Source organism: Helicobacter hepaticus ATCC 51449, from assembly GCF_000007905.1.
Lineage (GTDB): Bacteria > Campylobacterota > Campylobacteria > Campylobacterales > Helicobacteraceae > Helicobacter_C > Helicobacter_C hepaticus.
The window spans coordinates 1,533,115-1,556,396 of the sequence record NC_004917.1; the positions used below are offsets into that span (position 1 = coordinate 1,533,115).

The 23,282-nt window shown below is 35.3% G+C and carries 24 protein-coding genes and 1 tRNA gene; 15 read left to right on the plus strand and 10 right to left on the minus strand.

Annotation, left to right across the window (positions count from 1 at the left end):
- Positions 1-7 precede the first annotated feature (7 nt).
- The 9 genes from hemB to HH_RS07800 form a co-directional block, all read right to left on the minus strand.
- Complete coding sequence (gene hemB, locus HH_RS07760; RefSeq protein WP_011116446.1) at positions 8-985, minus strand: porphobilinogen synthase; 978 nt, start codon at positions 983-985, stop codon at positions 8-10.
- A gap of 10 nt (positions 986-995) precedes the next feature.
- The gene (locus tag HH_RS07765) at positions 996-2,255 is read right to left on the minus strand and encodes an ArsS family sensor histidine kinase (RefSeq protein WP_011116447.1); all 1,260 of its coding nucleotides are present in this window, start codon (positions 2,253-2,255) and stop codon (positions 996-998) included.
- Positions 2,256-2,269: 14 nt separating this feature from the next.
- Positions 2,270-2,950 carry a response regulator transcription factor gene (locus HH_RS07770; protein WP_041309139.1) on the minus strand — a complete coding sequence of 227 codons (681 nt, stop codon included), beginning with the start codon at positions 2,948-2,950 and terminating at the stop codon, positions 2,270-2,272.
- Positions 2,951-3,359: 409 nt separating this feature from the next.
- Positions 3,360-3,707 carry a CiaD-like domain-containing protein gene (locus HH_RS07775; RefSeq protein ID WP_034364777.1) on the minus strand — a complete coding sequence of 116 codons (348 nt, stop codon included), beginning with the start codon at positions 3,705-3,707 and terminating at the stop codon, positions 3,360-3,362.
- Complete coding sequence (locus HH_RS07780; RefSeq protein WP_011116451.1) at positions 3,689-3,952, minus strand: tetratricopeptide repeat protein; 264 nt, start codon at positions 3,950-3,952, stop codon at positions 3,689-3,691. The genes HH_RS07775 and HH_RS07780 overlap by 19 nt, the downstream gene beginning before the upstream one ends.
- A 76-nt stretch (positions 3,953-4,028) precedes the next feature.
- A complete protein-coding gene (locus HH_RS07785; RefSeq protein ID WP_011116452.1) occupies positions 4,029-4,832 on the minus strand; it encodes a tRNA 2-thiocytidine(32) synthetase TtcA in 804 nt (267 codons plus the stop codon).
- Entirely contained in the window at positions 4,822-5,130 is a 309-nt protein-coding gene (locus tag HH_RS07790; RefSeq protein ID WP_011116453.1) for a hypothetical protein, read from the minus strand. The genes HH_RS07785 and HH_RS07790 overlap by 11 nt, the downstream gene beginning before the upstream one ends.
- Positions 5,131-5,133: 3 nt before the next feature.
- The gene (locus HH_RS07795) at positions 5,134-6,465 is read right to left on the minus strand and encodes an MFS transporter (protein WP_011116454.1); all 1,332 of its coding nucleotides are present in this window, start codon (positions 6,463-6,465) and stop codon (positions 5,134-5,136) included.
- A gap of 16 nt (positions 6,466-6,481) precedes the next feature.
- On the minus strand, positions 6,482-7,015 hold the full coding sequence (locus HH_RS07800; RefSeq protein WP_011116455.1) for a peptidylprolyl isomerase: 534 nt from the start codon (positions 7,013-7,015) through the stop codon (positions 6,482-6,484).
- A gap of 140 nt (positions 7,016-7,155) precedes the next feature.
- Between HH_RS07800 and HH_RS07805 the strand changes: the two genes are divergently transcribed.
- The 15 genes from HH_RS07805 to HH_RS07875 all read left to right on the plus strand — a co-directional run bounded on the left by HH_RS07805 (position 7,156) and on the right by HH_RS07875 (position 21,751).
- Entirely contained in the window at positions 7,156-8,151 is a 996-nt protein-coding gene (locus tag HH_RS07805; protein ID WP_226989487.1) for a hypothetical protein, read from the plus strand.
- Positions 8,152-8,318: 167 nt separating this feature from the next.
- A complete protein-coding gene (locus tag HH_RS07810; RefSeq protein ID WP_041309140.1) occupies positions 8,319-9,650 on the plus strand; it encodes a S41 family peptidase in 1,332 nt (443 codons plus the stop codon).
- Between the two features lie 15 nt (positions 9,651-9,665).
- On the plus strand, positions 9,666-10,376 hold the full coding sequence (gene purC / locus HH_RS07815) for a phosphoribosylaminoimidazolesuccinocarboxamide synthase (protein ID WP_011116459.1): 711 nt from the start codon (positions 9,666-9,668) through the stop codon (positions 10,374-10,376).
- Positions 10,377-10,385: 9 nt separating this feature from the next.
- On the plus strand, positions 10,386-10,628 hold the full coding sequence (gene purS / locus HH_RS07820; RefSeq protein WP_011116460.1) for a phosphoribosylformylglycinamidine synthase subunit PurS: 243 nt from the start codon (positions 10,386-10,388) through the stop codon (positions 10,626-10,628).
- A complete protein-coding gene (gene purQ, locus HH_RS07825; protein WP_011116461.1) occupies positions 10,625-11,293 on the plus strand; it encodes a phosphoribosylformylglycinamidine synthase subunit PurQ in 669 nt (222 codons plus the stop codon). The genes purS and purQ overlap by 4 nt, the downstream gene beginning before the upstream one ends.
- A 12-nt stretch (positions 11,294-11,305) precedes the next feature.
- Positions 11,306-12,400, plus strand: a complete 1,095-nt coding sequence (locus HH_RS07830) for a hypothetical protein (RefSeq protein WP_011116462.1) — start codon at positions 11,306-11,308, stop codon at positions 12,398-12,400.
- Positions 12,384-13,112, plus strand: a complete 729-nt coding sequence (locus HH_RS07835) for a lysophospholipid acyltransferase family protein (RefSeq protein ID WP_011116463.1) — start codon at positions 12,384-12,386, stop codon at positions 13,110-13,112. Before HH_RS07830 ends, HH_RS07835 begins: the two co-directional genes overlap by 17 nt.
- A 12-nt stretch (positions 13,113-13,124) precedes the next feature.
- A tRNA-Ala gene (locus HH_RS07840) sits at positions 13,125-13,200 on the plus strand.
- Positions 13,201-13,328: 128 nt separating this feature from the next.
- Positions 13,329-14,735, plus strand: coding sequence for a quinone-dependent dihydroorotate dehydrogenase (locus HH_RS07845; protein WP_011116464.1), 1,407 nt, complete (start codon positions 13,329-13,331; stop codon positions 14,733-14,735).
- A 30-nt stretch (positions 14,736-14,765) separates the two neighbouring features.
- Positions 14,766-16,064, plus strand: coding sequence for a M16 family metallopeptidase (locus HH_RS07850; RefSeq protein WP_011116465.1), 1,299 nt, complete (start codon positions 14,766-14,768; stop codon positions 16,062-16,064).
- A 2-nt stretch (positions 16,065-16,066) separates the two neighbouring features.
- Positions 16,067-16,948 carry a 4-hydroxy-tetrahydrodipicolinate synthase gene (dapA, locus tag HH_RS07855; RefSeq protein WP_011116466.1) on the plus strand — a complete coding sequence of 294 codons (882 nt, stop codon included), beginning with the start codon at positions 16,067-16,069 and terminating at the stop codon, positions 16,946-16,948.
- Positions 16,945-17,748 (plus strand): enoyl-ACP reductase, encoded by an 804-nt coding sequence (locus tag HH_RS07860; RefSeq protein ID WP_011116467.1) that lies wholly within the window; start codon positions 16,945-16,947, stop codon positions 17,746-17,748. The genes dapA and HH_RS07860 overlap by 4 nt, the downstream gene beginning before the upstream one ends.
- Before the next feature lie 41 nt (positions 17,749-17,789).
- Entirely contained in the window at positions 17,790-19,115 is a 1,326-nt protein-coding gene (locus tag HH_RS07865; protein ID WP_041309406.1) for an apolipoprotein N-acyltransferase, read from the plus strand.
- A gap of 105 nt (positions 19,116-19,220) precedes the next feature.
- Positions 19,221-19,982: a hypothetical protein gene (locus HH_RS07870; protein WP_011116469.1), complete on the plus strand. Its 762-nt coding sequence runs from the start codon at positions 19,221-19,223 to the stop codon at positions 19,980-19,982.
- Positions 19,983-20,086: 104 nt separating this feature from the next.
- Positions 20,087-21,751 carry a tetratricopeptide repeat protein gene (locus tag HH_RS07875; protein WP_011116470.1) on the plus strand — a complete coding sequence of 555 codons (1,665 nt, stop codon included), beginning with the start codon at positions 20,087-20,089 and terminating at the stop codon, positions 21,749-21,751.
- Positions 21,752-21,776: 25 nt separating this feature from the next.
- Here HH_RS07875 and HH_RS07880 read toward each other — a convergent pair whose 3' ends face one another.
- A complete protein-coding gene (locus HH_RS07880; RefSeq protein ID WP_011116471.1) occupies positions 21,777-23,183 on the minus strand; it encodes an alanine/glycine:cation symporter family protein in 1,407 nt (468 codons plus the stop codon).
- Between the last annotated feature and the right edge of the window lie 99 nt (positions 23,184-23,282).

The following is a 23,282-nucleotide window of genomic DNA, read 5'->3' on the forward strand; positions in this document are numbered from 1 at the left end:
AATTTCTTTATTGAAACTTATGCAATATTTGCGCTATTTCTTTAGTATGATAGCTGATGATAATATCTGCACCTGCGCGTTTAAATCCTGTGAGTGTCTCAAACAATACTCTTTCATAATCAATAAGCCCTGCTTTTTGCGCACATTTTAGCATAGCGTATTCACCACTGACATTATATACAGCTAAGGGGAGCAGTGTGCGGTCACGAATATCACGCACAATGTCTAAATACGCAAGTGCAGGTTTTACCATAAGAATATCCGCTCCCTCTGCCTCATCTGTTAGACTTTCTAAAATTGCTTCTCTGCGATTTGCTGGATCTTCTTGATAAGAATTTCTATCACCAAAACTTGGTGCAGAATTTGCAGCATCACGGAAAGGTCCATAATAGCCACTTGCAAATTTTGTTGAATAACTCATAATGGGTATATGATTAAAACCACTTTTGTCTAAATATATGCGGATGGTTTCTACCATACCATCCATCATTGCGCTTGGTGCTATCATATCTGCTCCACAAGTAGCAAGCACTACGCCTTGTTGTCCGAGAATCTCAAGTGTTGCATCATTATTTACGCTGCCAAGATTTTGGTCTAAAATACCACAATGTCCGTGGTCTGTATATTCACAAAAACATAAATCAAGCGTAACTATCATCTGTGGAAATTGTTTTTTAATAGCTTTTGTTGCTTGTGCAATAATACTTTTATCACTTAGAGCTTCGCTTCCACAAGAATCTTTATGGTTTGGCAACCCAAAGAGTATAATGTGATAAATACCTAATTTGAGTAGTTCTTCGCATTCTTTGAGGAGTTTATCAATGCTGAATTGATAAACTTGAGGCATAGAGGTAATTTCATTTTTGATTCCTTGACCTTCAATAACAAAAAGTGGATAGATAAAATCTTCTTTATCAAGTCGCGTTTCTCTTACTAATGTCCTCATAGGCGCTTTTAATCGTGTGCGTTTTAATCGTCTAAACATAGATTCTCCTCTATTTTGGTTTTTTATCAACAAGACAATAGTTTTCAACTACGCAATGATGAATAATAAAAATATTATAACCATTTTCGTGTTTATAACTTAGGTTAAAACCTTGATTATCAAGGGTATTTTTAATGATATACATACCAAGTCCAAAGCCTTGTGATGAAGGGTTTTTATGATTTTTAAAATAAGGCTTAAAATAGGCTTTAAGCTCATATTGGAGCGGCTCACCTTTAGAGCTCGTGTAAAGTCTATCATTCTTTGTATATACTGATACTTTACCATCATTGCTGTATTTAATAGCATTATCAAGGAGGTTTTTAAGCGCAATAACAAATAAATCAAAATCCGCTTTAATAAGGGCGTGAGGCGAACTCAGTGTGATAGGGCTAGATTCATCAATAAGGAGCATATCTTCTGTATGACTGATGAGATCTTGGAGCAGAAATTCTTGTTTGTTAAGATGATAGTTTTTAGAAGTAATTTGTTCAAGCTTTGCAAATTCATTTATAAGCTCATTAAGGCGTGTAAATGCCGAACAAAGCTGTTGTTTGTGTGTAGAATCTTGCACCATTTCTGCAACAATGCGTCCTTTGGTAATGGGAGTTTTAAGTTCGTGCATAATTGAGCGCAAAAGGAGACTGCGGGATTCATTAAGGGATTTAATTTTGTTTGAGGCTTTGTAAAATTCGTGATAAAGTTCCCCAATTTCATCTTTGGTGTTTTGCTCATATTGAGTATTGAAATTACCTTCTGCAAATAGTTTGACTTGACCTTTAAGAATCTTAAGGGGCATAAGGCTTTTAAGCACGATAAAAAATACAAAAGTAAGCAATATAATGCCAATGAGAGTAATTACATAAAAATCTTCATAAAGCTTTCGTGAATTATCCTTATAAAGGATAGTTTCATTATGGCTTTCAAGAAGAATATAAATACCATTTTGTGTATTAATTGCCTTTGCGAATACTCCACTAAAGTTATCTGGAAGTTTACCTACTTCTTGAAGAACTTCTTTGATTTTTTCTTCTTCTGCGGGGACAAATTGCATACTTTGAAGATATTGCTTGATAATATTGAGATTTCCACCATATTGCATAATTTCATTAATTGTGGCTGTAAATTGTTTGTAACGAAATTCAGAGAGGAGATTCTCATTTTCAATATGGTCTTGAATAAAATAATAAGAAATTGCAAAAAAGCTAAACAAGGCACAGAGAAATAAAATGACAATTTTAAAAAAAATTGAATGCCGAAATTGAAACATAGAATCTCGCTATTTTATGTTTCAAGTTTATAGCCCACACCACGCACAGAGATAATGTATTGTGGGTTTTTTGGATTTTCTTCAATTTTAGAGCGTAAGCGTCCAATGATGACATCAATACTTTTATTGGAGCTTTCAGGGTTAATGGATTCAGATTCTATTGCAATGGCTTCGCGTGAAAATACGTGCCCCTTTTTACTAATAAGTAATGTAAGAATCTCATATTCCGCACGCGTAAGTTCAAGTTTTTTCTCTTTAAAAAAGACTTGGCGGCTATACTTATCAATTCTAAACACGCTATCTTTTTCTTTATCTTGCTCTTTAACGCTTTTTTTATTACAACGTCTAAGTAGAGTTTGGATTCTCACAACAAGCTCTTTTGGGTCATAAGGCTTTGAAATATAATCATCAGCTCCAGATTTGAGTGCCTCAACTTTATCATCAACATCACTTCGCGCAGAAGAAACGATAATAGGGATACTATTTTGCTTTGCTACACGCTTGCATACTTCTAAGCCATCAAGATTAGGTAGAGTCAAATCAAGAAGGAGAATATCAAAGTGTTTGGCATTGACTGCGCTCATACCCGTATAAGGTTCATCATAGTTGGTAACATTCATATCATATTGCCCGAGATAACTTGTTATAATTTCTGCTAATTCCACATCATCTTCAATCATTAAAACTTCTAACATAGTCCAAACCTTTATGTAATGTAGTCTATTAAGGTATTAAAAATGAGGATTGTATAATAAAAAACTTGTTAGATAGCTTAAGAGCTTTTATCTAGGCAAGATTCTATATATAAAAAGATACTTTAAAAAGGAAATATTGTAACTTACTTAAAGTTAGTATGGAGGAGACGCCGCTAAAGTGGGGGACTTTAGCGGTATCAATAAAGGTTTGGTTATCGGTAAATGCCTTGAGGAAACAAGGAGGAAGTTGGAGGGGGATAACCTCCTTTTGAGATGGCATTTACATATGGGTTAATCCATCACCTCGCCCTATCTCATTCGGGTCAAAAGGCTAAGAAGCATTGTAAGGGAGAATATTAAATGAAAATTTAATAGCAATGCAAATTTTTTGGTAGATTCTAGAAAAATGTTATTTTTTAAGGTCATTTAGCCGTTCTTGTATAACGCTAAGTTGATATTCAAGGAAATTTATTGTGATGTTTAGGCGAGATTGTATGTCTTTATTTTGTGGGGCATTCAAGCCTTCAAAAAGCACTAAAAGTCGCTCTTGAAGTAACTCTAAAAATTCACATTCTTCGCGTAGAGATTCGTTACTTTGATGAAGTCGTTGAATTGTAGAGAGCTGTGAAGGTGTAATGGGTGCAATTTTGCTTTCACTTGGATTTATAATCTGAAGCTGTGTGAGATTGTGCTCTTGTGGTGTATCATTTGTCGAAAATTCATTGAGGGTTTCAAGTATTAAATCTTTGAGTTCCATTGGAGTAGCCACCTTTGAAATTGAATTGAATCCTCTTGAGATTGAGGATTAACAAAAAGCTCTTTTTGAATTTGATTTGTCGGAGGAAAATGTTTTTGAACAAGCATTAAACGTTTGATTGCCGTTTGCGCCTCTTTATTTTCAGGGTGTGCTAAAAGAATTTCACGATAAATTTTAAGCGCATCTTCTTTGAGCCCTTGTATCTCATAGATTCTTGCAAGAGCAACTGATTTAATGCTTTCCATAGATTCAACTCCTTAAGTAATGAGATTAGATTCTATAATGATTTTGTTTGTAAATACTTTAAAAAGTTTGTTATTTTCAAGTGTCAAGATAGCGTTTATCGCAAAAGCTTCCTGCGTGGATATTGCTAAAAGCATTTTTAAGAGATTTGAAAAAATCTGGGTTTTGGGATTCTATATTTTTGAGAAATTGTTTTGTTGATTCTCTACTATGAGGCTTTTTATCAGAATCTAACCAATTAATGGGACAATTACAATCAGGTGCAATATAAATGTGATTACTTGCAATGAAATCAATAATCTGTCGCTCACGCACAAAGATTAAAGGACGGATAACCTCCAAACCATTTTGCGCACGATATGTCGGTGGCATAGAACGCATCGCTCCATTATAAGTAAGATTCATAAAAAAGCTTTCCGCCGCATCATCAAGATGATGTGCAAGGGCAAGCTTATTGAATCCTCCCTCTAATGCCTTACTATATAAAGCACCGCGTCTCATACGAGAGCAAAAGCTGCAATAAATTGTGCCTTCTCTTTTATTTTCTTCTAATATCTTATAAATATCTGTGCGGTAGAGTTCGTAAGTAATCCCTAATTTCTCGCAATATTCAAAAATATATTCATATTCGCCACCTCTGCCATAATCAATTGTAATAGCTTTAAAATCAAATTTAAAAGGGGCGTGTTTTTGCATATAAGATAATAATGTAGCAAGCAGAATAGAATCTTTGCCTCCGCTTAAGCCCAATAATACTTTATCCCCCTCCTTAATGAGTTGGTATTGTGCGTTTGTTTTCCCAACAATACCAAGAATCTTTTTGCTTATTGTAGGTTTTTGTGAAAGATTCTCTTTTTTAGTTTGGATATGGTTATTTGTCATTTTTATTTTTAGCTTTATCTTCTTCTGGGAATATGATTTCTATGAAATCCCCACTTTTATCTAGTGTTTCTATCCTTATGACATTATCGGGGTTTTCTTCATCAATATTATCTTTTTGTTTGTCCGATTCTATATTATTAGGCATTGTGCCCTTTTTAGCAATTATATTTTTATCATTTTTTAAAATAATACTTTTTTTTGAAGTATGTTTTTTGAAGTAATCTCTATTTTGATAGATTAAAAAGCATAAGTATAGCCCCATTGCAGAGGCAATGATGATTTTCTCATAGAGTTCCATAATTTAGCCTTTGTTTAATGTAGATAAGATTTGCTCTTTTTTTATGAGTGTATCATCGTATTTGATAATAGCAATATGCTCATTTTGATTGATATACCATTCAATAACACCCTCAAGTGTATCAAGTGTGCTAAGTGCTTCTAGCGAATATTGCTGGTTATCAAGAGGAAGATAAATGTTTTTGTGATTGCGTGGATTACTCAAAAATACTATGAGCAATACTGCCCATATTATACATACTACTGCGATAATAAGCGAAAGTTTGAAAAGTCCTATTTCTTCATAGAGCCAACCCCCACACATACCACCAAGAGCAGAACCCACATAGCCAAGTGTTGTAAAAATACCAAGTGCTGCACCTTTTTGATGTGCTTTTGGATAACGACTTGCTAGGGATTGCATAATAGGCTCGTGGATAGCAAATCCTATGAAAAATATAAATACACCAATTGCAAAAAGCACAATGCTTTCTTGTGGAATAGAAAAAGCCATTAAAAAATATGACAACACAAAGGCAAAGATACCAAAAAGCATCACGGCTTTGAATTGCCCCCTTTTTTGTGCAAAAACTGATGATGGTCCCATAGCAAAAACACCTACAAGTGCAGCAGGAGCATAAATATACCATAGTTTTTCTTCAGCCATATCAAACTGGTGAGTAAGGGCAAGACTGATGCATACAAAGGCAAAAATCATTAAAAACTTTTGCAAAAATGCGCTTAGATTCATAATAAGGAGATTTTTATCTTTGAGCAGGGCATTAAATGTATTGTCTTGAAAGTGGTATTTCACACTTGGTGTATCAGGCACTTTCCAATAAAGGATAATAAGAGAAATCACACAAAGCCCACTTGTGATAAAAAAAAGAGTGTTTAGTCCATAATGGCTTGCAATAATAGGGCTTAAAAGCATAGCAAGAACAAAGCTAATAAAAATACCTCCTCCCATAACAGCCATAGCCTTATTGCGTTCCTCTTCTTTGACTAAATCAGCAATTTGTGCGCTTACTACACCTCCAATTGCCCCAACACCTTGTAAAAATCGCCCAATGATAAGCATAGTAATATCGTTAGAAAATGCACATACAAGAGAGCCAAGCAAAAAAATGATTAAGCCAATGCCGACAACGTGTTTGCGATTGTATTTATCGCTCCATACACCAAAGGGTGTTTGAAAGATGATTTGTGTAAGTGCATATCCACCAGCTGCCATTCCAGCAAGAAATGCACTCGTGTGAAATTCATCAGTGTAAAGCCCAATAATGGGTAACACAATAAAAAGTCCAAAAAAACGCAAACTTGAAATAAGTGCAAGAGGAAAAATCTGCTTTATCATCGTTACTCTTTTTGGTTTAGTCTGTAATATCTTGAAGAGATTCGCAAATAGTGATAGATTCTATAAGAGAGCCTTCTTTAATTTTATCTAGCACAGAGAAACTTTGTGAATCTTGTGCCTCAATGCCACCAAAAATTGTATGCTCTCCATCAAGATGAGGTTGTGGTGCAAAACAGATAAAAAACTGGCTACCTCCTGTATCTCGTCCAGCGTGAGCCATAGAGAGCGCTCCCTTAATGTGTTTATGTTTATTGTTACTTAATTCACATTTAATACGATAGCCTGGTCCTCCTACACCATTTCCCACAGGGCAGCCTCCTTGGGCTACAAAATTCGGGATAACGCGATGAAAAGTAAGCCCATTATAGAATCCACTTTGGGCTAAGGTAGCAAAATTAGTAACACTCTGTGGGGCAGCATTACCAAAAAGCTTAAGTTTTATTGTGCCAATAGATTCCCCATTTGGTGTAGCAACCTTTATGAGGGCGTAATTAAGCTTTGCCAACTCTTCTTCTTTAATCTCGTATACTTTAAGTTCTTCGCGAAACATACATTAACTCCTTAAGGTTTAAATTAGTAATTGCCCCATACATTAAATAAAGCAAAACAATAAGAAAGTATTTGGCATAAAAAAGTCTAGCTATTCTACCGATATTAGTTTAATAATTTTTCAATAAAAAGGTAAGCTAGGTGTTAAAACAGGGTGTGATTTTTATCGCTCTATGGGGCATTGTATGTATAGGTTATGTGAGCGCACTTAATGCTTCAGAGGATTCTATGGAGGAAGTAATGGATGGGTATGAAAGTCCTCAAAAGTTGTTTATGAATCTTGATAAAACTCAAAATATTGATAATAAAAAAAAATCACAATCTGCACATTCGCAGCAAAAATCCAAGAATACTAATAAAATGCGACCACAGGATATAAAATTGCCATTGCTTCCTCAATGGATTTATAGCACAGGAATTGTAGAAACTTCATTTACAGATGGTTCTTTTAAACGTGGATTGGGAACATTACTTAAAAATGGTTTGTACCTTACTTCATCAGAAATTATTTATAATGGCAAAATTATGCCTAAAAAAATATATGTCAAAATGCAAGATGATATAAGCGCTAATATGATGTGTGTTTCGCAGCTGAGTATTAAGGCACTTGATTTAGATTTAGGACTTGCTCTTTTAAAGGTCTCTCAACCTGTAGATAGTTATTGTCAAGCACGTGATAAAAGTTATTATCACGATAGAATCTATAAGCGATTTGGTGTGGATATATTTGCTTCATATCGTGCAATTACACCGCATACCAAAGCATATTATCCCTATCTTGATAGTATGTATGTTTTTACTCCTCAAAGTTTGATGCTTGAAAAAATTGCAACATATTATGATTTTGATAAAAGAAAAAAACGAATATATGGTTTTGAAATAGAGCGAGATGCTTATGAGGAATTTACTTATGGAAGAGCATTTTATGATGAGAAAGGCGTATTTTTGGGCATTATGAGTAGAGTAGGCATAGGATATTTACCTGTATTTGTTAATCGCAATGTAATACAGAATTTTCTCTGTGATGTGCGGGATAAGGAAATGATTAATGATAATTTTGTGAATCAATCGTGTCAAAGGCTTGGTGTGAATAGACAACGCTTTTTTACAGATAGGGCAGATAGTATAAGTTTTTAATCGAATCCACATCATTGTGTATTTTTTAATATTCTATAATGGAGCAGATTTTGCTTATTTTTGTTTTGTTGGAGAAATATATATCTTTTATAGGTAGAATGCACATTTTGTAAATGCGACCTAAAAGAAATATGTCTACAGAATTTTATATCACAAAGGCAGTGTCAATGATGAATAAATCGCGCGTGGTTGTAGCAGGTATTATTGTTTCTTTGCTTGCGAGTTCGGCTTTATTTGTGGGGTTATCAGCTGATGAATCCCACAAAGCTAAACCAAAAGTGCAGGAAGTCAATAAGCTAGAATCTTTCAAAAAGCTTCGTCGCATTATGGCGATAGTAGAAGAGTCTTATGTTGATGAATTAAGTCTTGATGAGATTGTCAATAAGGCAATAGATGGATTATTAAGCAATCTTGATGCGCATTCAAATTATCTTAACAAAAAGAAATTTGATGATTTGCGTGCCAATATTGATGGTGAGTTTGGTGGCATTGGTATCACGGTGGGCTTAAAAGATGGTGCTTTGACAATTATTGCACCTGTTGATGGCACACCTGGAGACAAGGCAGGGTTAAAAAGTGGCGATGTTATTGTGAAGGTAAATGACAAAAGCACGATTGATATGAGTATTGATGATGCAGTAAATCTTATGCGTGGCACACCTCGCACAAAGGTGGAGCTTACTATTGTGCGTAAGGGTGAAGCAAAACCTCTAAATTTTAGTATTGTAAGAGATATTATCAAGATGGATTTTGTAAAGGTGCGCAAGATTCAAGATACTGATTTTGCATATGTGCGTGTAGCATCGTTTGATAAAAATGTAACGCGGAATGTATTAAGCTCACTCAAACAAATGGGTAAAGTAAAAGGTATTGTGCTTGATTTACGCAATAATCCGGGTGGAGCACTTGACCAAGCAGTTGATTTGAGTAGATTATTCATCAAAAATGGTGTGATTGTTACCCAAAAAGGACGCAATAAAAATGACAACGTTGAATATAGAGCAACAAATGCTCCTTATGCTTCTGTGCCTATTGTTGTGCTTGTTAATGGTGGAAGTGCAAGTGCAAGTGAGATTGTCGCAGGTGCATTACAAGACCATAAACGTGCTGTTCTTATTGGGGAACAAACATTTGGTAAAGGAAGTGTGCAGACATTTATGCAACTTGACCAAAATGAAGGCTTAAAACTCACTACTGCTAAATATTATTTACCAAGTGGAAGGACGATTCAAGCAGTGGGTGTAACACCTGATATTATCGTGTATCCCGGTGTAGCACCAGAGAATGAGAATAGTTTTAGCATTAAGGAATCTGATTTAAAAAGACATCTTCAAGGCGAGCTTGAGAAGGTTAATGAACAAAATACAAAGACAGAAACAGCGAGTGATGATAAAAAAAATATTACCCAAGCAATGATATATCAAGATATTCAACTTAAAAGTGCTATTGATGTGCTTAAAGCGTGGGGTGTGATTGGTGCTTTAAATCCAAACAAGTAATAAGGAGTTAAATCAATGGAAAAACGAGAAATGCTATATGAAGGGAAGGGTAAAAAGCTTTTTGCCACGGATGATGAACATATTGTAATTGCAGAGTTTAAAGATGATTTAACGGCTTTTAACGCAGAAAAAAAAGGTAAGGAATCGGGCAAAGGTGAGCTAAATTGTCAAATTAGTTCAGTTCTTTTTGAGCTTTTAGCACGGCATAATATAGCTACACATTATATCAAGCGTCTTAATATGAGTGATATGTTGTGTAAAAAAGTAACTATTATTCCTATTGAAGTGGTTGTGCGTAATATTGCTACAGGTTCGCTGACAAAGCGTTTAGGCATAAGTGATGGAAGTATTCTTTCCCAGACGCTTGTTGAATTTTATTATAAAGATGATGCACTTGGCGACCCATTAATTAATGATGAGCATTGTAAGATTTTGGGCATTATAAAGGAGCAAAGTCAGTTAGAGATACTTAAGAGCCAAGCGCGTCAAATAAATGAAATTTTGAAAGCATTTTTTGATGAAAAAGGTTTGCGACTCGTTGATTTTAAGCTTGAATTTGGACAAGATAGCGCTGGAAATATTATACTTGCTGATGAAATTAGTCCTGATAGTTGCCGTTTATGGGATAAACAAACAAATCAAAAACTTGATAAAGATAGATTTAGGGAGAATCTAGGCAGCGTAAAAGTTGCCTATGAAGAAGTATTACGGCGGATTTTAGTATAGAGGATAAAAATGAAGGTAAAAGTTCTTGTTTCACTTAAAGAGGGGGTGCTTGACCCTCAAGCAAAGGCTATTGCTCACGCATTGTGTGCTCACGGATTTGAAAGTTTGCAAAGTGTGAAGCTTTCTAAAGAAATTATTTTAGATATACAAGAGAATAATGCAGATAAAGCATATAATTTAGCACAAAGTATGTGTGAGAATTTGCTTGCCAATGTAGTAATTGAAGATTATTCTATTGAGATTCTTAAATGAGTGTAGCTATTGTTAGATTTCCGGGCACAAATTGTGAGTTTGACACGCAATATGCCTTTTCTTTATTCGGGGGAGTTACTTATATTGTGTGGCATCAAGATAAGAGTTTGCCAACAGATTGCCATCTTGTTGTGATTCCAGGAGGCTTTAGCTATGGGGATTATTTACGTTGTGGAGCTATTGCGCAGTTTTCACCTATTATGAGAGTGATTAAGGATTTTGCTTTACAAGGTGGCTATGTGCTTGGTATTTGTAATGGTTTTCAGATTCTATGCGAGGCAGGATTATTGCCCGGTGCTTTAAAGCGCAATATTAATTTACATTTTATTTCACAGATGCAATCACTTAGAATCGTAAGCAAAAATAATGCTTTTTTACGCTCCTACGCTCCAAATCAAGAAATAAGATTGCCTATTGCCCACGCTGATGGAAATTATTTTATTGATGAGAGAGAGTTATTAGAGCTTAGGGCAAATGAGCAAATTTTACTTGAATATACGGACAATCCTAATGGTTCGGTAGATTCTATTGCTGGAATATGTAATGAGAAAAAAAATGTTTTTGGCTTAATGCCCCACCCCGAAAGAGCTATTGAAGATATGCTTGGCAGCTGTGATGGCAAAGCAATGCTTGATAATCTTTTGCATATTGCAGAGATGAAATAAGAGGTGAGAATAATGAAAATGTGGAAAATTATTTGTTATATTTTATTGATGGGTTTATGTTTGAATGCGCTAGCAGATACGACTAAACCCAAGATTGCTTATATAAATGTGAGTTTTCCAAGTGCAGATACAGGCTTGTATGTTGGGCAAGATATAGAAGTAAAATATAGCCTTACTTTACTTTCTGGTGCAAAGCTTGCTTCTGCTGAGTTTATAGACCTTTCTGCAAAGAATAATGTAGAGTTGAGAAATAAAGGTGCAAGTTGGCAGCAAGGCATAGATGGTGTATTAGTTAATACATACATATATAAAATTATGGGTAAAGATGTTACACTCCCACCTTTGCGTATTAAGGCGATTTCAAATGATAAGAGCTATGAAGAGGAAATCATTGCTAATGGAGCAAAATTACAAGCTATTGAGCTTTCTCATAATGCTTCTTATGTAAATGTCATTGCTGATGCAATGGAAGTAGTTGATTATCGTGTAAAAGAATATGATGAAGCTAACAACATTATTATATTCCAGATTGAAAGCAAAGGGGCAAATCTAAATACGATGAGATTTACTCAATATCAAAAACAAGGCTTGGAGAGTAGTAAGGTTGTTGATGGTGTAACTTATGGCATTTATTATGTAGTGCTTGATAAATCTATTCGCAGTCTTTCATTTGATTATTTTAATCTTACACAAAAACAGTTTGTAAATATCACATTGCCGATTAATCTTACACGCAATATTATTGATGAGAGCGGAGATATTAAGCCACGCAATACGTTTTTGATATTTAAGAATCTCTTAGTGGGTGGATTGATTATTTTTGTTGGAATTATTTGGGTTGTATTTAAAAAAGGACGCAAAATAACACTAAGTATTCTTGTTTTACTTGTGCTCGTATTACTATATAATATATTTTTTAGTGCAGTTTCAGGTATAGCACAAGCTGGAGCAAATATTAGTATTATTCCTACGCATAATTCTACAATTACGGAAGTAGTCAAAACACCCATAGAAGTAGCAATTATTGGCGAATATGGAGATTATTATAAAGTAATGATAGAAAATCGTGTAGGTTGGATAAGGAAAGAATATGTTAGCAAAAATTAGAGCATTTCTTGCCACTCTCTCCATCGCCATTTATCTTCCCGTCATTATTGCCCAAATCTATCTTACGCGTAGTTGGCGTAATGGTAGATGGGCAAGAAAGCAATGTCGTTGGTTTTTTGGATTTAATAGATTGAATGTAGAGCGTATAGGTGAATATGATAAAGATGCACAACTTTTTGTTGTCAATCATCAGAGCGTAACAGATATTATTTATTTTGAGGGATTTCACCCTGCAAATTTGTGTTGGGTGGCTAAAAAACAGCTTGGGGAAATACCTTTATATGGGCACGCACTCAAAGCTCCAGATATGATACTCATTGATAGGGAAGATAAAAAAAGTATCGTCTTTTTGCTTAAAGAAGCAAAAAGGCAGCTTGCTCAAAATCGTCTTATTGCCATTTTTCCTGAAGGCACAAGGAGCGATGGAGGGGAAGAATTTTTACCTTTTAAATCGGGAGCAAAGATTCTCGCATCAAAGCTTAAACTTAGAATCCAGCCCGCAGTTCTTATTAATATGCGTAAGCTATATAATAGTTCATCTATGTCAATAGAGTCAGATAAAGCGCGAGTGGTTCTTATGGAGGCTTTTATACCAGATTTTGATGATGAGCAATGGTACGAAAAACTCCAAAAGAATATGCACGATGTGTATTTGAAACATTATTATGAGCTCAATCAGAAGCCTTTAAGTAATAACAAGGCAGAATCCTAGCCTTAAGATTTTGGGGTGTTAGCTCAGTTGGGAGAGCGCAACGCTGGCAGCGTTGAGGTCAGGGGTTCGAACCCCCTACACTCCACCATTGTTTTCTATGCAAGTTTCTTCAATCTATTTTAATGCTTAAAATATTGTTATGCGTGAGTTTATTTTTTTTGCTACAATAGCACCTTAAGTTTATTTCTTTAACTCATAACTTCATTGAGGTGTCTTATGTCATTGTATAAAATGCTTTCCCCTTATCTTTTTAAGCTTGATGCTGAAAAGGCTCATTGTATGGCAGAATTGGCACTTAAGCATATAGTGCCTTTGCCTTTAGTGCAAGATTATGTAGCTGGAAAATATTGTGTTGTTGATGAGCACTTAAATATGGAAGTTGCTGGTCTGAGATTCTACAATCCAGTAGGTTTGGCTGCAGGATTTGATAAAAATGCAACGATGGTGCGAGGACTTTCGGCATTGGGATTTGGCTTTTTAGAGATTGGTACAATTACCCAATCTCCCCAAGAGGGAAATCCAAAACCTCGCCTTTTTCGTTATGTAGAGGAAAGAAGTTTGCAAAATGAAATGGGGTTTAACAATCAAGGTTCGCTTGAAATAGTGCAACGCCTTAAAAATATTTATCCTTATAGTATTCCGCTTGGGATTAATGTAGGTAAAAATAAAATTATTGCACAAAGTGATTCGCTTAAAAATTATGAAAATGTTTTACTTGATTGTTTGTCTGTGGGAGATTATTTTGTTTTTAATCTCTCCTCTCCAAATACACCGAATTTACGTGATTTGCAGAATGTGCATTTTGTGCAAGAGCTTTTTACTATGGCACGCTCATATACTCAAAAACCGCTTTTTATAAAAATATCTCCCGATATGGATAAAGATGAAATGCTCAAAATAGTTGAAATGAGTATCAAATATGGTGCAAATGGTGTGATTGCAACAAATACCACTATTGATTATGCTGTGCTTACAAATGCAAGGGAGACAGGAGGCATTAGTGGTGAGGCATTAAAAAAGAAGTCAAAAGAAGTGCTTAGAATCTTAAGTGAAGCATTTTTTGGCAAAACTGCCCTTATTTCTGTGGGAGGCGTTGATAGCGCACTTGAAGCTTATGAGCGTATCAAGCTTGGTGCATCACTTGTGCAAGTATTAAGTGGATTAATTTTTGAAGGTCCAAGATTGTGTCAACAAATCAATGAGGGGCTACTTCAATATTTAAAAGAAGATGGTTTTACACATTTGTATGAGGCAGTAGGGCAGGATATAGCCCATAAGCCAAAACGTGGAAGAAAATCAAAAGCGGCACAGGCATTGGATTCTATGGAGGTAAATACAGAGATTTCCACAAGCCTTCTCACAAGCAAGCCCAAAAAATCTGCTCAAAAAGTAGAATCTCAAAAGAAACCAGCTACTACAAGAAACACAAATGCAAATAGAGCATCTGCAACAAAAAAAACCGCCTCAAAGGAAAATGCAAAAGCACAACAAAAGTTAGATTCTACAGAATCTCCAAAGCCAACGACACATAAGAATGTAAACTCTGCCAAGAAAAACTTATCTAACTCACAGCCCTCATTATCTAAAGTGAGGGAAAATACGGCAGAGATTCCCAAAGAGTAAGCTGTGAAGTTTTTGATTTTAGGAGTATTAATGAGTATTTCTAATATGGTGAGCATCCCATCATTGGTCCCAAGTTCCTTGCCAAAACATTATACAAAACATCTTGATAATGGACTACAAATTGTGGTCGTGCCATTGAATAATAAGAGTGGTGTAATTGAGACAAATATTTTTTATAAGGTTGGAAGTCGTAATGAAGTAATGGGCAAAAGTGGCATTGCACATATGCTTGAGCATTTAAGCTTTAAATCCACGGATAAGCTCAAAGCAGGAGAATTTGATGAGATTGTAAAAGGCTTTGGAGGTGTGAATAATGCTTCAACAAGCTTTGATTATACACGTTATTTTATTAAATCAAGCGTTGAGAATCTTGATAAATCTTTAGAGCTTTTTTCTGAACTTATGAGTAATCTTTTGTTAAAAGAAGATGAGTTTGAACCCGAACGCAATGTAGTAGCAGAGGAGCGATTGTGGCGGACAGATAATTCACCTATGGGATATTTATATTTTCGTTTCTTTAATACTGCTTTTGTCTATCACCCTTATCATTGGACACCTATTGGTTTTATGCAAGATATTCAAAGCTGGAATATTGATGATATTCGCTCATTTTATCGCACTTATTACCAACCACAGAATGCTATTGTATTAGTAAGTGGCGATATTGAACCAAATGTTGTTTTTCAAAGTGCAACTCAATATTTTGGAAAACTTAAAAATACTTCTTCGGATATTCCGCAAGTTAGAGCAAAAGAGCCAAAACAAGATGGTATGAGGCGCAATATAGTAAAAAAAGATTCTCAAGTGGAGTTTCTTGCTATGGGATATAAGATTCCTAATTATTTAAGCGAAGACCAAGTGGCATTAAGCGCAATAGGCGAGATTCTAAGCGCTGGTAAATCAAGTATTTTTCAGAGAGAACTTATTGATAAACAGCAAATTGCCACTAGCGCATACGCATATAATATGGATATGAAAGATGAGAGTGTATTTTTACTCATTGTTGCAGCAAAACAGGGTGTCAGAGCTGAAAAAATTGAAGAAGAAGTGATTAAGATATTAGAAAATATTAAAAAAGGTCATATTTCCCAAGAAGAGCTTGATAAGGTTAAGGTCAATACGCGTGCAAATTTTATTTATAGTCTTGAAAATTCTTCAGAGGTTGCAGGGCTTTTTGGGAGTTATCTTGTGCGAGGAGATATTAAACCATTACTTTCTTATGAAAGAGATATAAATACTCTTAACTTAGATAAGATTCAGCAGGTAGCAAATAAATATTTTGTAGAAGATACACTAAGTGTGGTGATTTTAAAGGACAAGGGGAGGTGATTATGGTTTTTGGGGCAATGAGTGCATTAATCACACCATTTATAAATCATAAGGTTGATTTTGAAACATATGAAACACTCATTAAGCGGCAAATTACCTATGGTATGGACGCTTGTGTGCCAGTAGGCACGACAGGAGAATCGGCTACACTTTCGCATAAAGAACATATGGAATGTATTGAAGTTGCCGTAGCGGTATGTAGGGGTAGTAAAGTAAAAGTGCTTGCAGGTGCAGGGAGTAATTCTACAAGCGAGGCAAAAGAACTTGCACTTTTTGCCCAAAAATGCGGTGCAGATGCGCTATTATGTGTTACACCTTATTATAATAAACCTACACAAGAGGGTTTGTTTGAGCATTATAAGGCTGTGGCTAATGCGGTGGAGATTCCTGTAATGCTTTATAATGTTCCATCACGCACAGGAGTAAGTATAGAGATAGAAACTGCTAAACGTCTGCGTGATGCTTGTAAAAATATTTATGCAATTAAGGAGGCAGCTGGACTTATGGAAAGAGTAGTGGCTTTTGGTGCAGAAGTGCCTAATCTTGCACTTTTAAGTGGAGAAGATGTAATCAATTACCCCATACTTGCAAATAATGGCAAAGGCGTTATATCTGTAACCGGTAATCTTTTCCCACAAGAGATTGCTGATTTAACGCATTATGCTTTACAAGGTAATATGGAAAAAAGCTATGAAATTAATACAAGGCTTTATGAGATGAATAGGATACTTTTTTGTGAAAGTAATCCTGTGCCCATTAAAGCGGCAATGTTTTTAGCAGGATTATTAAAAAACTTGGAATATCGTTTGCCATTAGTGCCACCTTCTAAGGAAAATATGGCTAAAATACAACAAATCTTAGAAAAATACGAGGTGAAAGAATGAAAAATGCTCAAGATTCTACAACACATTTTATGAAAGGCAAAACACTTGTTATTAGCGGTGCGACACGAGGTATTGGCAAGGCAATTTTATATAAATTTGCTCAAAATGGTGTAAATGTCGCTTTTACTTATAATAAAAACGAAGAGGAAGCCCAAAAGATCGCTCAAGATGTTGAAACTAAATATGGCATTAAAGCGAGATTTTATCCACTCAATGTGCTTGAACCAGAACAATATATAGAATTATTTAAAAAAATTGATGAAGATTTTTCACGCGTAGATTTTTTTGTATCTAATGCGATTATTTATGGCAAAAGTGTAGCGGGTGGATTTGCACCATTTATGCGACTTAAACCGCGTGGGCTTAATAACATTTATACAGCAACCGTGCTCGCTTTTGTTGTAGGTGCGCAAGAAGCAGCTAAACGTATGAAAGAAGTTGGTGGTGGAGCTATTGTTTCTTTAAGTTCAACAGGGAATCTTGTGTATATGCCAAATTATGCAGGACACGGAAATTCTAAAAATGCGGTAGAAACTATGGTAAAATATGCAGCGACAGAGCTTGGAGAGTGGGGCATACGTGTAAATGCAGTGAGTGGAGGACCTATTGATACCGATGCGCTCAAAGCATTTCCTGATTATGCACAAGTAAAGGCTAAGGTGGAGGAAGAATCTCCTCTTAATCGTATGGGAACACCTGAAGATTTAGCAGGAGCAGCATTTTTTCTTTGTGATGAAACGCAAAGTGCGTGGCTTACAGGACAGACAATCGTTATTGATGGTGGCACAACATTTAAATAATGTCTTATTTACATTCAATACAGCTTTATTTTATGCGATTAATGAGGCAAATACGCCTCAGATTTATTTCTATACCTTATACGCATTTTTCTTTTTATAAACCACAGACTTACAAACCAACAATTCTATGGCATTTTATATCTTTTATATTTGCATTTTTATATGTGTTACCTTTTTATGCGCAGTGGGTTTTGGAAAGTTATGATAAAGCAATATCACCATTACTTGTTTCATTACTTGGTTTATTCAGTATTGCAAGTGTGCTTTTTGTTCCTAAAAATCGTCGCTTTGGCGTTGGATTCTTTATTGGAATGCTATGGTTTTATTGGATAAGTTTAGGACTTAGATATTTTGATATGAGCTTTCTTATTCCTTTAGTTGTAATAGCTTGTGGCATTTTTATGGGTTTTGTATTTTATATTGGTCTATGGTGTGAATGTTTGATTGTGCGATTTGCGTTTTTATTACTTTTAAGTTATCTTACACCTTTTGGCTTTGATTGGATTGTGCCAGAGAGTGTATTTGCATATAGCTATATTGGTGTGGATAAATTAAGCTTTGCACTCTCAATTCTTGCTCTATGGATTTTATTTAAGTATAAAACTTGGTGGAAGTTAGGAGGAGTGATTTGCCTTGTTTTTGCACTTGATTTTGGACTTAAGGATTCAAAAATACAGAATCTACCCCCACTTAAAATTAAACTTGCTCAAAGTGCTGTGAGTCAGGATTTTGATTATCGTATGAGAGAAGCAAAAAGCATATTTAGCGAACATATAAGTGATATACAAAAGGCAATTAATGAAGAATATGATGTGATAATTCTACCCGAGAGTGCATTTTATGTGCCTTTAGATTCTCAATATTTTCCATATTTTGACTCGCTTTTAGAGATGAGCCATAAAATTGTTATTATTGTGGGGGCATTACGTGAAGAGATACACACAGATGGAAGAGCGTCTTATTTCAATAGCACCTATAAATTTGATAAAGGCAAAGTTTCTTTCTACGATAAAGTCCATCTTGTGCCTTTTGGTGAGACTCTCCCCTCTTTTTTACTGCCACTTGTAAATACATTTTTTCAAGGCATTGGCGGATTTAGTGCTGGGAAAGATTTTGGATATTTTGATATTGCAGAAATAAAATTTAAAAATGCTATTTGTTATGAGGGAAGTAATCGTGGATTCTATGCGGATTATCCACAATATGTGATTGTAACAAGCAATAATGCGTGGTTTGTGCCAAGCATTGAGCCTATATTACAAAAAAATTTGATGAAGTATTATGCTCGGCTCTATGGCAGTGTAATTTTCCACGCAACAAACCTTTCTCCCGCTGCTATAATTACACCTTTTGTTTCTTCTAGGTGAATGCCGTAGAAAATCACTTAAGAGAAAATATAAAAAACCGATTTTAAGCCGATATTAGTTTATTATGGTATCATAGGCAGTTTAAACCATAAAAGGAGTTATACAATGGTAAAAAAAATGTTTTTAATGTTTGTATTGGCTGGAAGTGTGGTGTTAGGTGCACCATCAAATAATCAAAAATCGCTTGGTGATGCGAAAAAACAACTTTTAGGGAATTTTGCAAGTGGCTCTATTCTCAGTGGTTCTAATAAAGCGGGAAATGTAGCGCGTTGGTATCTATTCAACGAAGGACATTTGGGATATTCATATTCAAGCATTGGTGATTTAAATTTACATTCTGCAGATATTGGTTATTCAGTATATATTACTGCTATTAAGTCTGCAAGCGGTTTGCGTCCTTATATTGGGACAGAGATTACTGCACCTATATATTTAAAATTCACAGGAAACTCAAACGCATTTGTAGATGGTGTTGCTAATGGTTTGCCCGGTGGTTCAAAAGTAATGCAAGATATAGGCTTTAATGGCTGGGGTGTGCAAGTACCTGTAATTGTAGGTGTGCAAGCGCGTTATTTTTATATTCAAGGTATGGTAGGTTATGCTTATCATAGTTTAAAAGAGCCTTATTTTGTGAGTGATGTGCAAAATGATACTTCTTTAGAACATACTTATCACGGGCTTACCTATGGTATTGGAGCGGGAGTTAAGGTATCAAATGTCTTTAGTGTAGGGTTGCGCTATGTAATGGGACAAATGACAAGCTCTTCACGCACACCCGGTGCTAGTATCAATGCAAATGCAGTAAGGCCAAAAGATTTTAAAGAAGACTACCAACGTATTTCTTTAATTTTTGGTGTAGTATTTTAATTTTTTCTACTCTATAATGTGCCACCTTTTAGGGAAATCTTAAATAAATCCTAGAGGGTGGCATTTTTTTGCTTAAATTTGGAGGAAATCTTCAAAGGTAATATATGTCTCAACAGCATTTTAATATTGATTCTGCTATACAAATGGCGTATCAGCTTTATGAATCAAAGTCTTATCATCAATGTGCGGATATATGCATTCAGATTCTAAGTATAGACTGCACAAGGGCAGATATATGGAATCTCGCAGGTATTGTTGCACTTGAACTCAAAATATATGAGAGAGCAATAGAATATTTTACTCAAGCTAGTAAATACGAGCCTAAACAGGTTAATCACAAGCTTAATCTTGCTGAAGCTTATCGCCGCAGTGGGAATCCTAAACATTGTATTGAAGAGCTAGAAGCAAGTTTGTTGCAAGAGAGCACTTTAGAGCATAATTCAACTTTTCATTTTAATCTTGCCAAAGCTTATTCGGATTTAGAAGATTCTCAAAATTCAATAAAACATTATGCGATTGCCATTAAACTTGACCCTAATGATTTGGGTGCTATGTTTAATCTTGCAAATGCACAAGTAAGTATCAAACAATTTGGTGAAGCGATAGAATTGTATTTGAGTGCGTTGAATAGAGGCTACTTAGATGCAGGTGTGAATCTTGCACATACTTATGTGCAAATTGGGCTTTTTAGTAAAGCCCTTGAGGTTTATGCGGCGATTTATCAATATTATAAAAATGATGCGGATTTTTTATTTAATTATGCTAATGCTCTTAATTATGCCAACGCAGATATGCAGCTTACCCAAACGCTTTATCAGCAAGCCATAGCACTTAATCCTGCAAAGGTGGAATATTGCATTAATTATGCGCATTTTTTGTTACGTCATTTGCACTTTGAGCAAGGTTTTAGAATCTATGAAGAGCGTAAAAAGTTACCGCAGATGTTACCACAAGGAATAAATAATATATGGCAATATAACTTAGAATCCAAAGGGGCACAGCAGTTTGAGGGTAAAAAGGTGCTTGTATATCACGAGCAGGGACTTGGAGATTCTATAATGTTTGCACGATTTTTACCCTTGCTTCAAAAATATGCCCAAAATGTAAGCGTCATCGTTCAGCAGCCACTTTTAAAGTTTTTTCAAATGTTAGAGATTCCTAGTGTATCCCATAGAGATGAGGGGATGGATTTTGATGTGGCGATTTCACTTTTATCTTTGCCACTTGCACTTGGAGTAAGTAACATACAAGATTTGCACTTTACACCTTTTATGATGCAAAGTCAAGATAGACATCAGTTAGAAAGTGAGAATAAAAAGGTAAGAAAAATTGGAATTTGCTTTAGCACAGATTCAGAGTTTCCTGAAGCAGCAAATAAAAATATACCACTTGAGGTGCTTATGAGTGCTTTAGAAGGATATAAAAAAAATCATAATATAGAGATTTATTCACTCAATAAAGCACAACACGATACAGATGGATTAGGCAAATATGGTATTAATCAGTTGCCTATGGAGGATTTTGTTGATACATTTCATATTATTAAAGATATGGATATGGTGATTAGTATTGATACAGCCGTAGCACATTTGAGCGCAAGTGTGGGCAAACACACCATAGTGCTTTTAAATAAACGTTATGATTGGCGTTGGGGCAATGGCATCTTTACTCCGTGGTATGAAGATGTGGTATGTATGACACAAAGCAAAATGAACGATTGGAGCGATGTAGCACAAAATTTAAAAGCATATCTCAAAGCGTGGATTTAAGGCATAGATTCTAAATTTATAGAATCTACTTCCAAAATTCAGTATTGTAAATACCTACATCAGCAGCTTTAAATGTTGGATTTTTTCCTTCTTTGCGTTGTTTTTCATAATCTTTGAGCACTCTAATAGCGATATTACTTAAAAGTAAAATGGCAATGATATTAACACTTGCCATAAAGCCCATAAAAATATCAGCCAAATCCCACGCAAGCTGCAGATTAAGCTGTGCACCAATAAAGACCATTACTACTGCAGAACATCTAAAAATTTGCAAGGCAAGTTTATTGTTTGTGATAAATTTAAAATTTGCCTCTGCATAAAAGTAATTTCCAATGAGCGAAGTAAAGGCAAACAGCACAATAGCAATACTCACAAAGAATAAGCCAAAAGTGCCAAAGTAGCCTTGCATAACATTTTGCATTAATATCATACCTTTTAATTCGCTTGTATTGCTTAAATCGGAGCATAATACCATAAAGGCACTTGCCGAACAAATAATGAGTGTGTCAATAAAAACAGAGAGTGTTTGTACCATACCTTGTTTAGCCGGGTGGCTTGTGTGAGCAGCTGCAGCGGCATTGGGTGCAGAACCCATACCTGCTTCATTAGAGAACAATCCACGTTTTATCCCAATAACAATTGCACTTCCTGCAAAACCGCTAAAAATGGCTTGAAAATTAAAGGCTTCTTTCAAAATATTGTTAAAAATCATAGGTATTTTTTCTAGATTCATACCAATAACGATAAGTGCCACTACAAGATAACCAAAAGCCATAATAGGGACAAGCACTGATGAAATGGTTGCAGAACTTTTGCCACCACCAAAGAAAAAGAATGATACAAGAGCAGCCAGGATAAGACCAACAAAAGCAGTAAAGCCCCCCCCCTCGTTAAAAACTTCATTGCCTACAAAAATCTCAAAGGCTGATGTAAGCGTGTAGGATTGCAAACCATTGAATCCATAAGTAAAACACAAGATAAGTGATATGGCAAAAATAATGCCAAGTGCGCGAGAATGCAAAGCTGTTTCAATGTAATAAGCAGGACCACCTTTGTAGCGATGCTCCCCATCTTTGCGTTTATACACTTGAGCAAGAGTAGATTCTATAAATGCGCTTGCCCCTCCTACAAGTGCAGTTACCCACATCCAAAACAACGCACCAACACCACCGCTTACAATAGCGATTGACACTCCTACAATATTGCCAATGCCTACGCGTGAAGCAGTGGAAATCATCAGTGCGCCAAAAGGTGAAATATGTTTTTGATGACTGCGTTCATTAAGCACCATAAAAGCATCTTTGAGAAAACGAAGTTGAATAAAACGTGTGCGAATACTAAGATATAAACCACAAGCAATCAAAGCAAAAACGAGCCAATAAGTATATAAAAACCCATTTGTGCTATCAATTATATTGTGTAAAATGTCCATTGAGATTCCTTATTGAGTAAAATAATGAGCATTCTAACAGATAATAAAATAAATTTTGCCTTGAAAATGGACTTAATAGTATAAGATATGGATATAAGT

Bases quoted from the DNA above. Each gene is read 5' to 3' on its own strand.
- hemB (WP_011116446.1), bottom strand. From the start codon at position 985: ATGTTTAGACGATTAAAACGCACACGATTAAAAGCGCCTATGAGGACA.
- HH_RS07765 (WP_011116447.1), bottom strand. From the start codon at position 2,255: ATGTTTCAATTTCGGCATTCAATTTTTTTTAAAATTGTCATTTTATTT.
- HH_RS07770 (WP_041309139.1), bottom strand. From the start codon at position 2,950: ATGTTAGAAGTTTTAATGATTGAAGATGATGTGGAATTAGCAGAAATT.
- HH_RS07775 (WP_034364777.1), bottom strand. From the start codon at position 3,707: ATGGAACTCAAAGATTTAATACTTGAAACCCTCAATGAATTTTCGACA.
- HH_RS07780 (WP_011116451.1), bottom strand. From the start codon at position 3,952: ATGGAAAGCATTAAATCAGTTGCTCTTGCAAGAATCTATGAGATACAA.
- HH_RS07785 (WP_011116452.1), bottom strand. From the start codon at position 4,832: ATGACAAATAACCATATCCAAACTAAAAAAGAGAATCTTTCACAAAAA.
- HH_RS07790 (WP_011116453.1), bottom strand. From the start codon at position 5,130: ATGGAACTCTATGAGAAAATCATCATTGCCTCTGCAATGGGGCTATAC.
- HH_RS07795 (WP_011116454.1), bottom strand. From the start codon at position 6,465: ATGATAAAGCAGATTTTTCCTCTTGCACTTATTTCAAGTTTGCGTTTT.
- HH_RS07800 (WP_011116455.1), bottom strand. From the start codon at position 7,015: ATGTTTCGCGAAGAACTTAAAGTATACGAGATTAAAGAAGAAGAGTTG.
- HH_RS07810 (WP_041309140.1), top strand. From the start codon at position 8,319: ATGATGAATAAATCGCGCGTGGTTGTAGCAGGTATTATTGTTTCTTTG.
- purC (WP_011116459.1), top strand. From the start codon at position 9,666: ATGGAAAAACGAGAAATGCTATATGAAGGGAAGGGTAAAAAGCTTTTT.
- purS (WP_011116460.1), top strand. From the start codon at position 10,386: ATGAAGGTAAAAGTTCTTGTTTCACTTAAAGAGGGGGTGCTTGACCCT.
- purQ (WP_011116461.1), top strand. From the start codon at position 10,625: ATGAGTGTAGCTATTGTTAGATTTCCGGGCACAAATTGTGAGTTTGAC.
- HH_RS07830 (WP_011116462.1), top strand. From the start codon at position 11,306: ATGAAAATGTGGAAAATTATTTGTTATATTTTATTGATGGGTTTATGT.
- HH_RS07835 (WP_011116463.1), top strand. From the start codon at position 12,384: ATGTTAGCAAAAATTAGAGCATTTCTTGCCACTCTCTCCATCGCCATT.
- HH_RS07845 (WP_011116464.1), top strand. From the start codon at position 13,329: ATGTCATTGTATAAAATGCTTTCCCCTTATCTTTTTAAGCTTGATGCT.
- HH_RS07850 (WP_011116465.1), top strand. From the start codon at position 14,766: ATGAGTATTTCTAATATGGTGAGCATCCCATCATTGGTCCCAAGTTCC.
- dapA (WP_011116466.1), top strand. From the start codon at position 16,067: ATGGTTTTTGGGGCAATGAGTGCATTAATCACACCATTTATAAATCAT.
- HH_RS07860 (WP_011116467.1), top strand. From the start codon at position 16,945: ATGAAAAATGCTCAAGATTCTACAACACATTTTATGAAAGGCAAAACA.
- HH_RS07865 (WP_041309406.1), top strand. From the start codon at position 17,790: ATGAGGCAAATACGCCTCAGATTTATTTCTATACCTTATACGCATTTT.
- HH_RS07870 (WP_011116469.1), top strand. From the start codon at position 19,221: ATGGTAAAAAAAATGTTTTTAATGTTTGTATTGGCTGGAAGTGTGGTG.
- HH_RS07875 (WP_011116470.1), top strand. From the start codon at position 20,087: ATGTCTCAACAGCATTTTAATATTGATTCTGCTATACAAATGGCGTAT.
- HH_RS07880 (WP_011116471.1), bottom strand. From the start codon at position 23,183: ATGGACATTTTACACAATATAATTGATAGCACAAATGGGTTTTTATAT.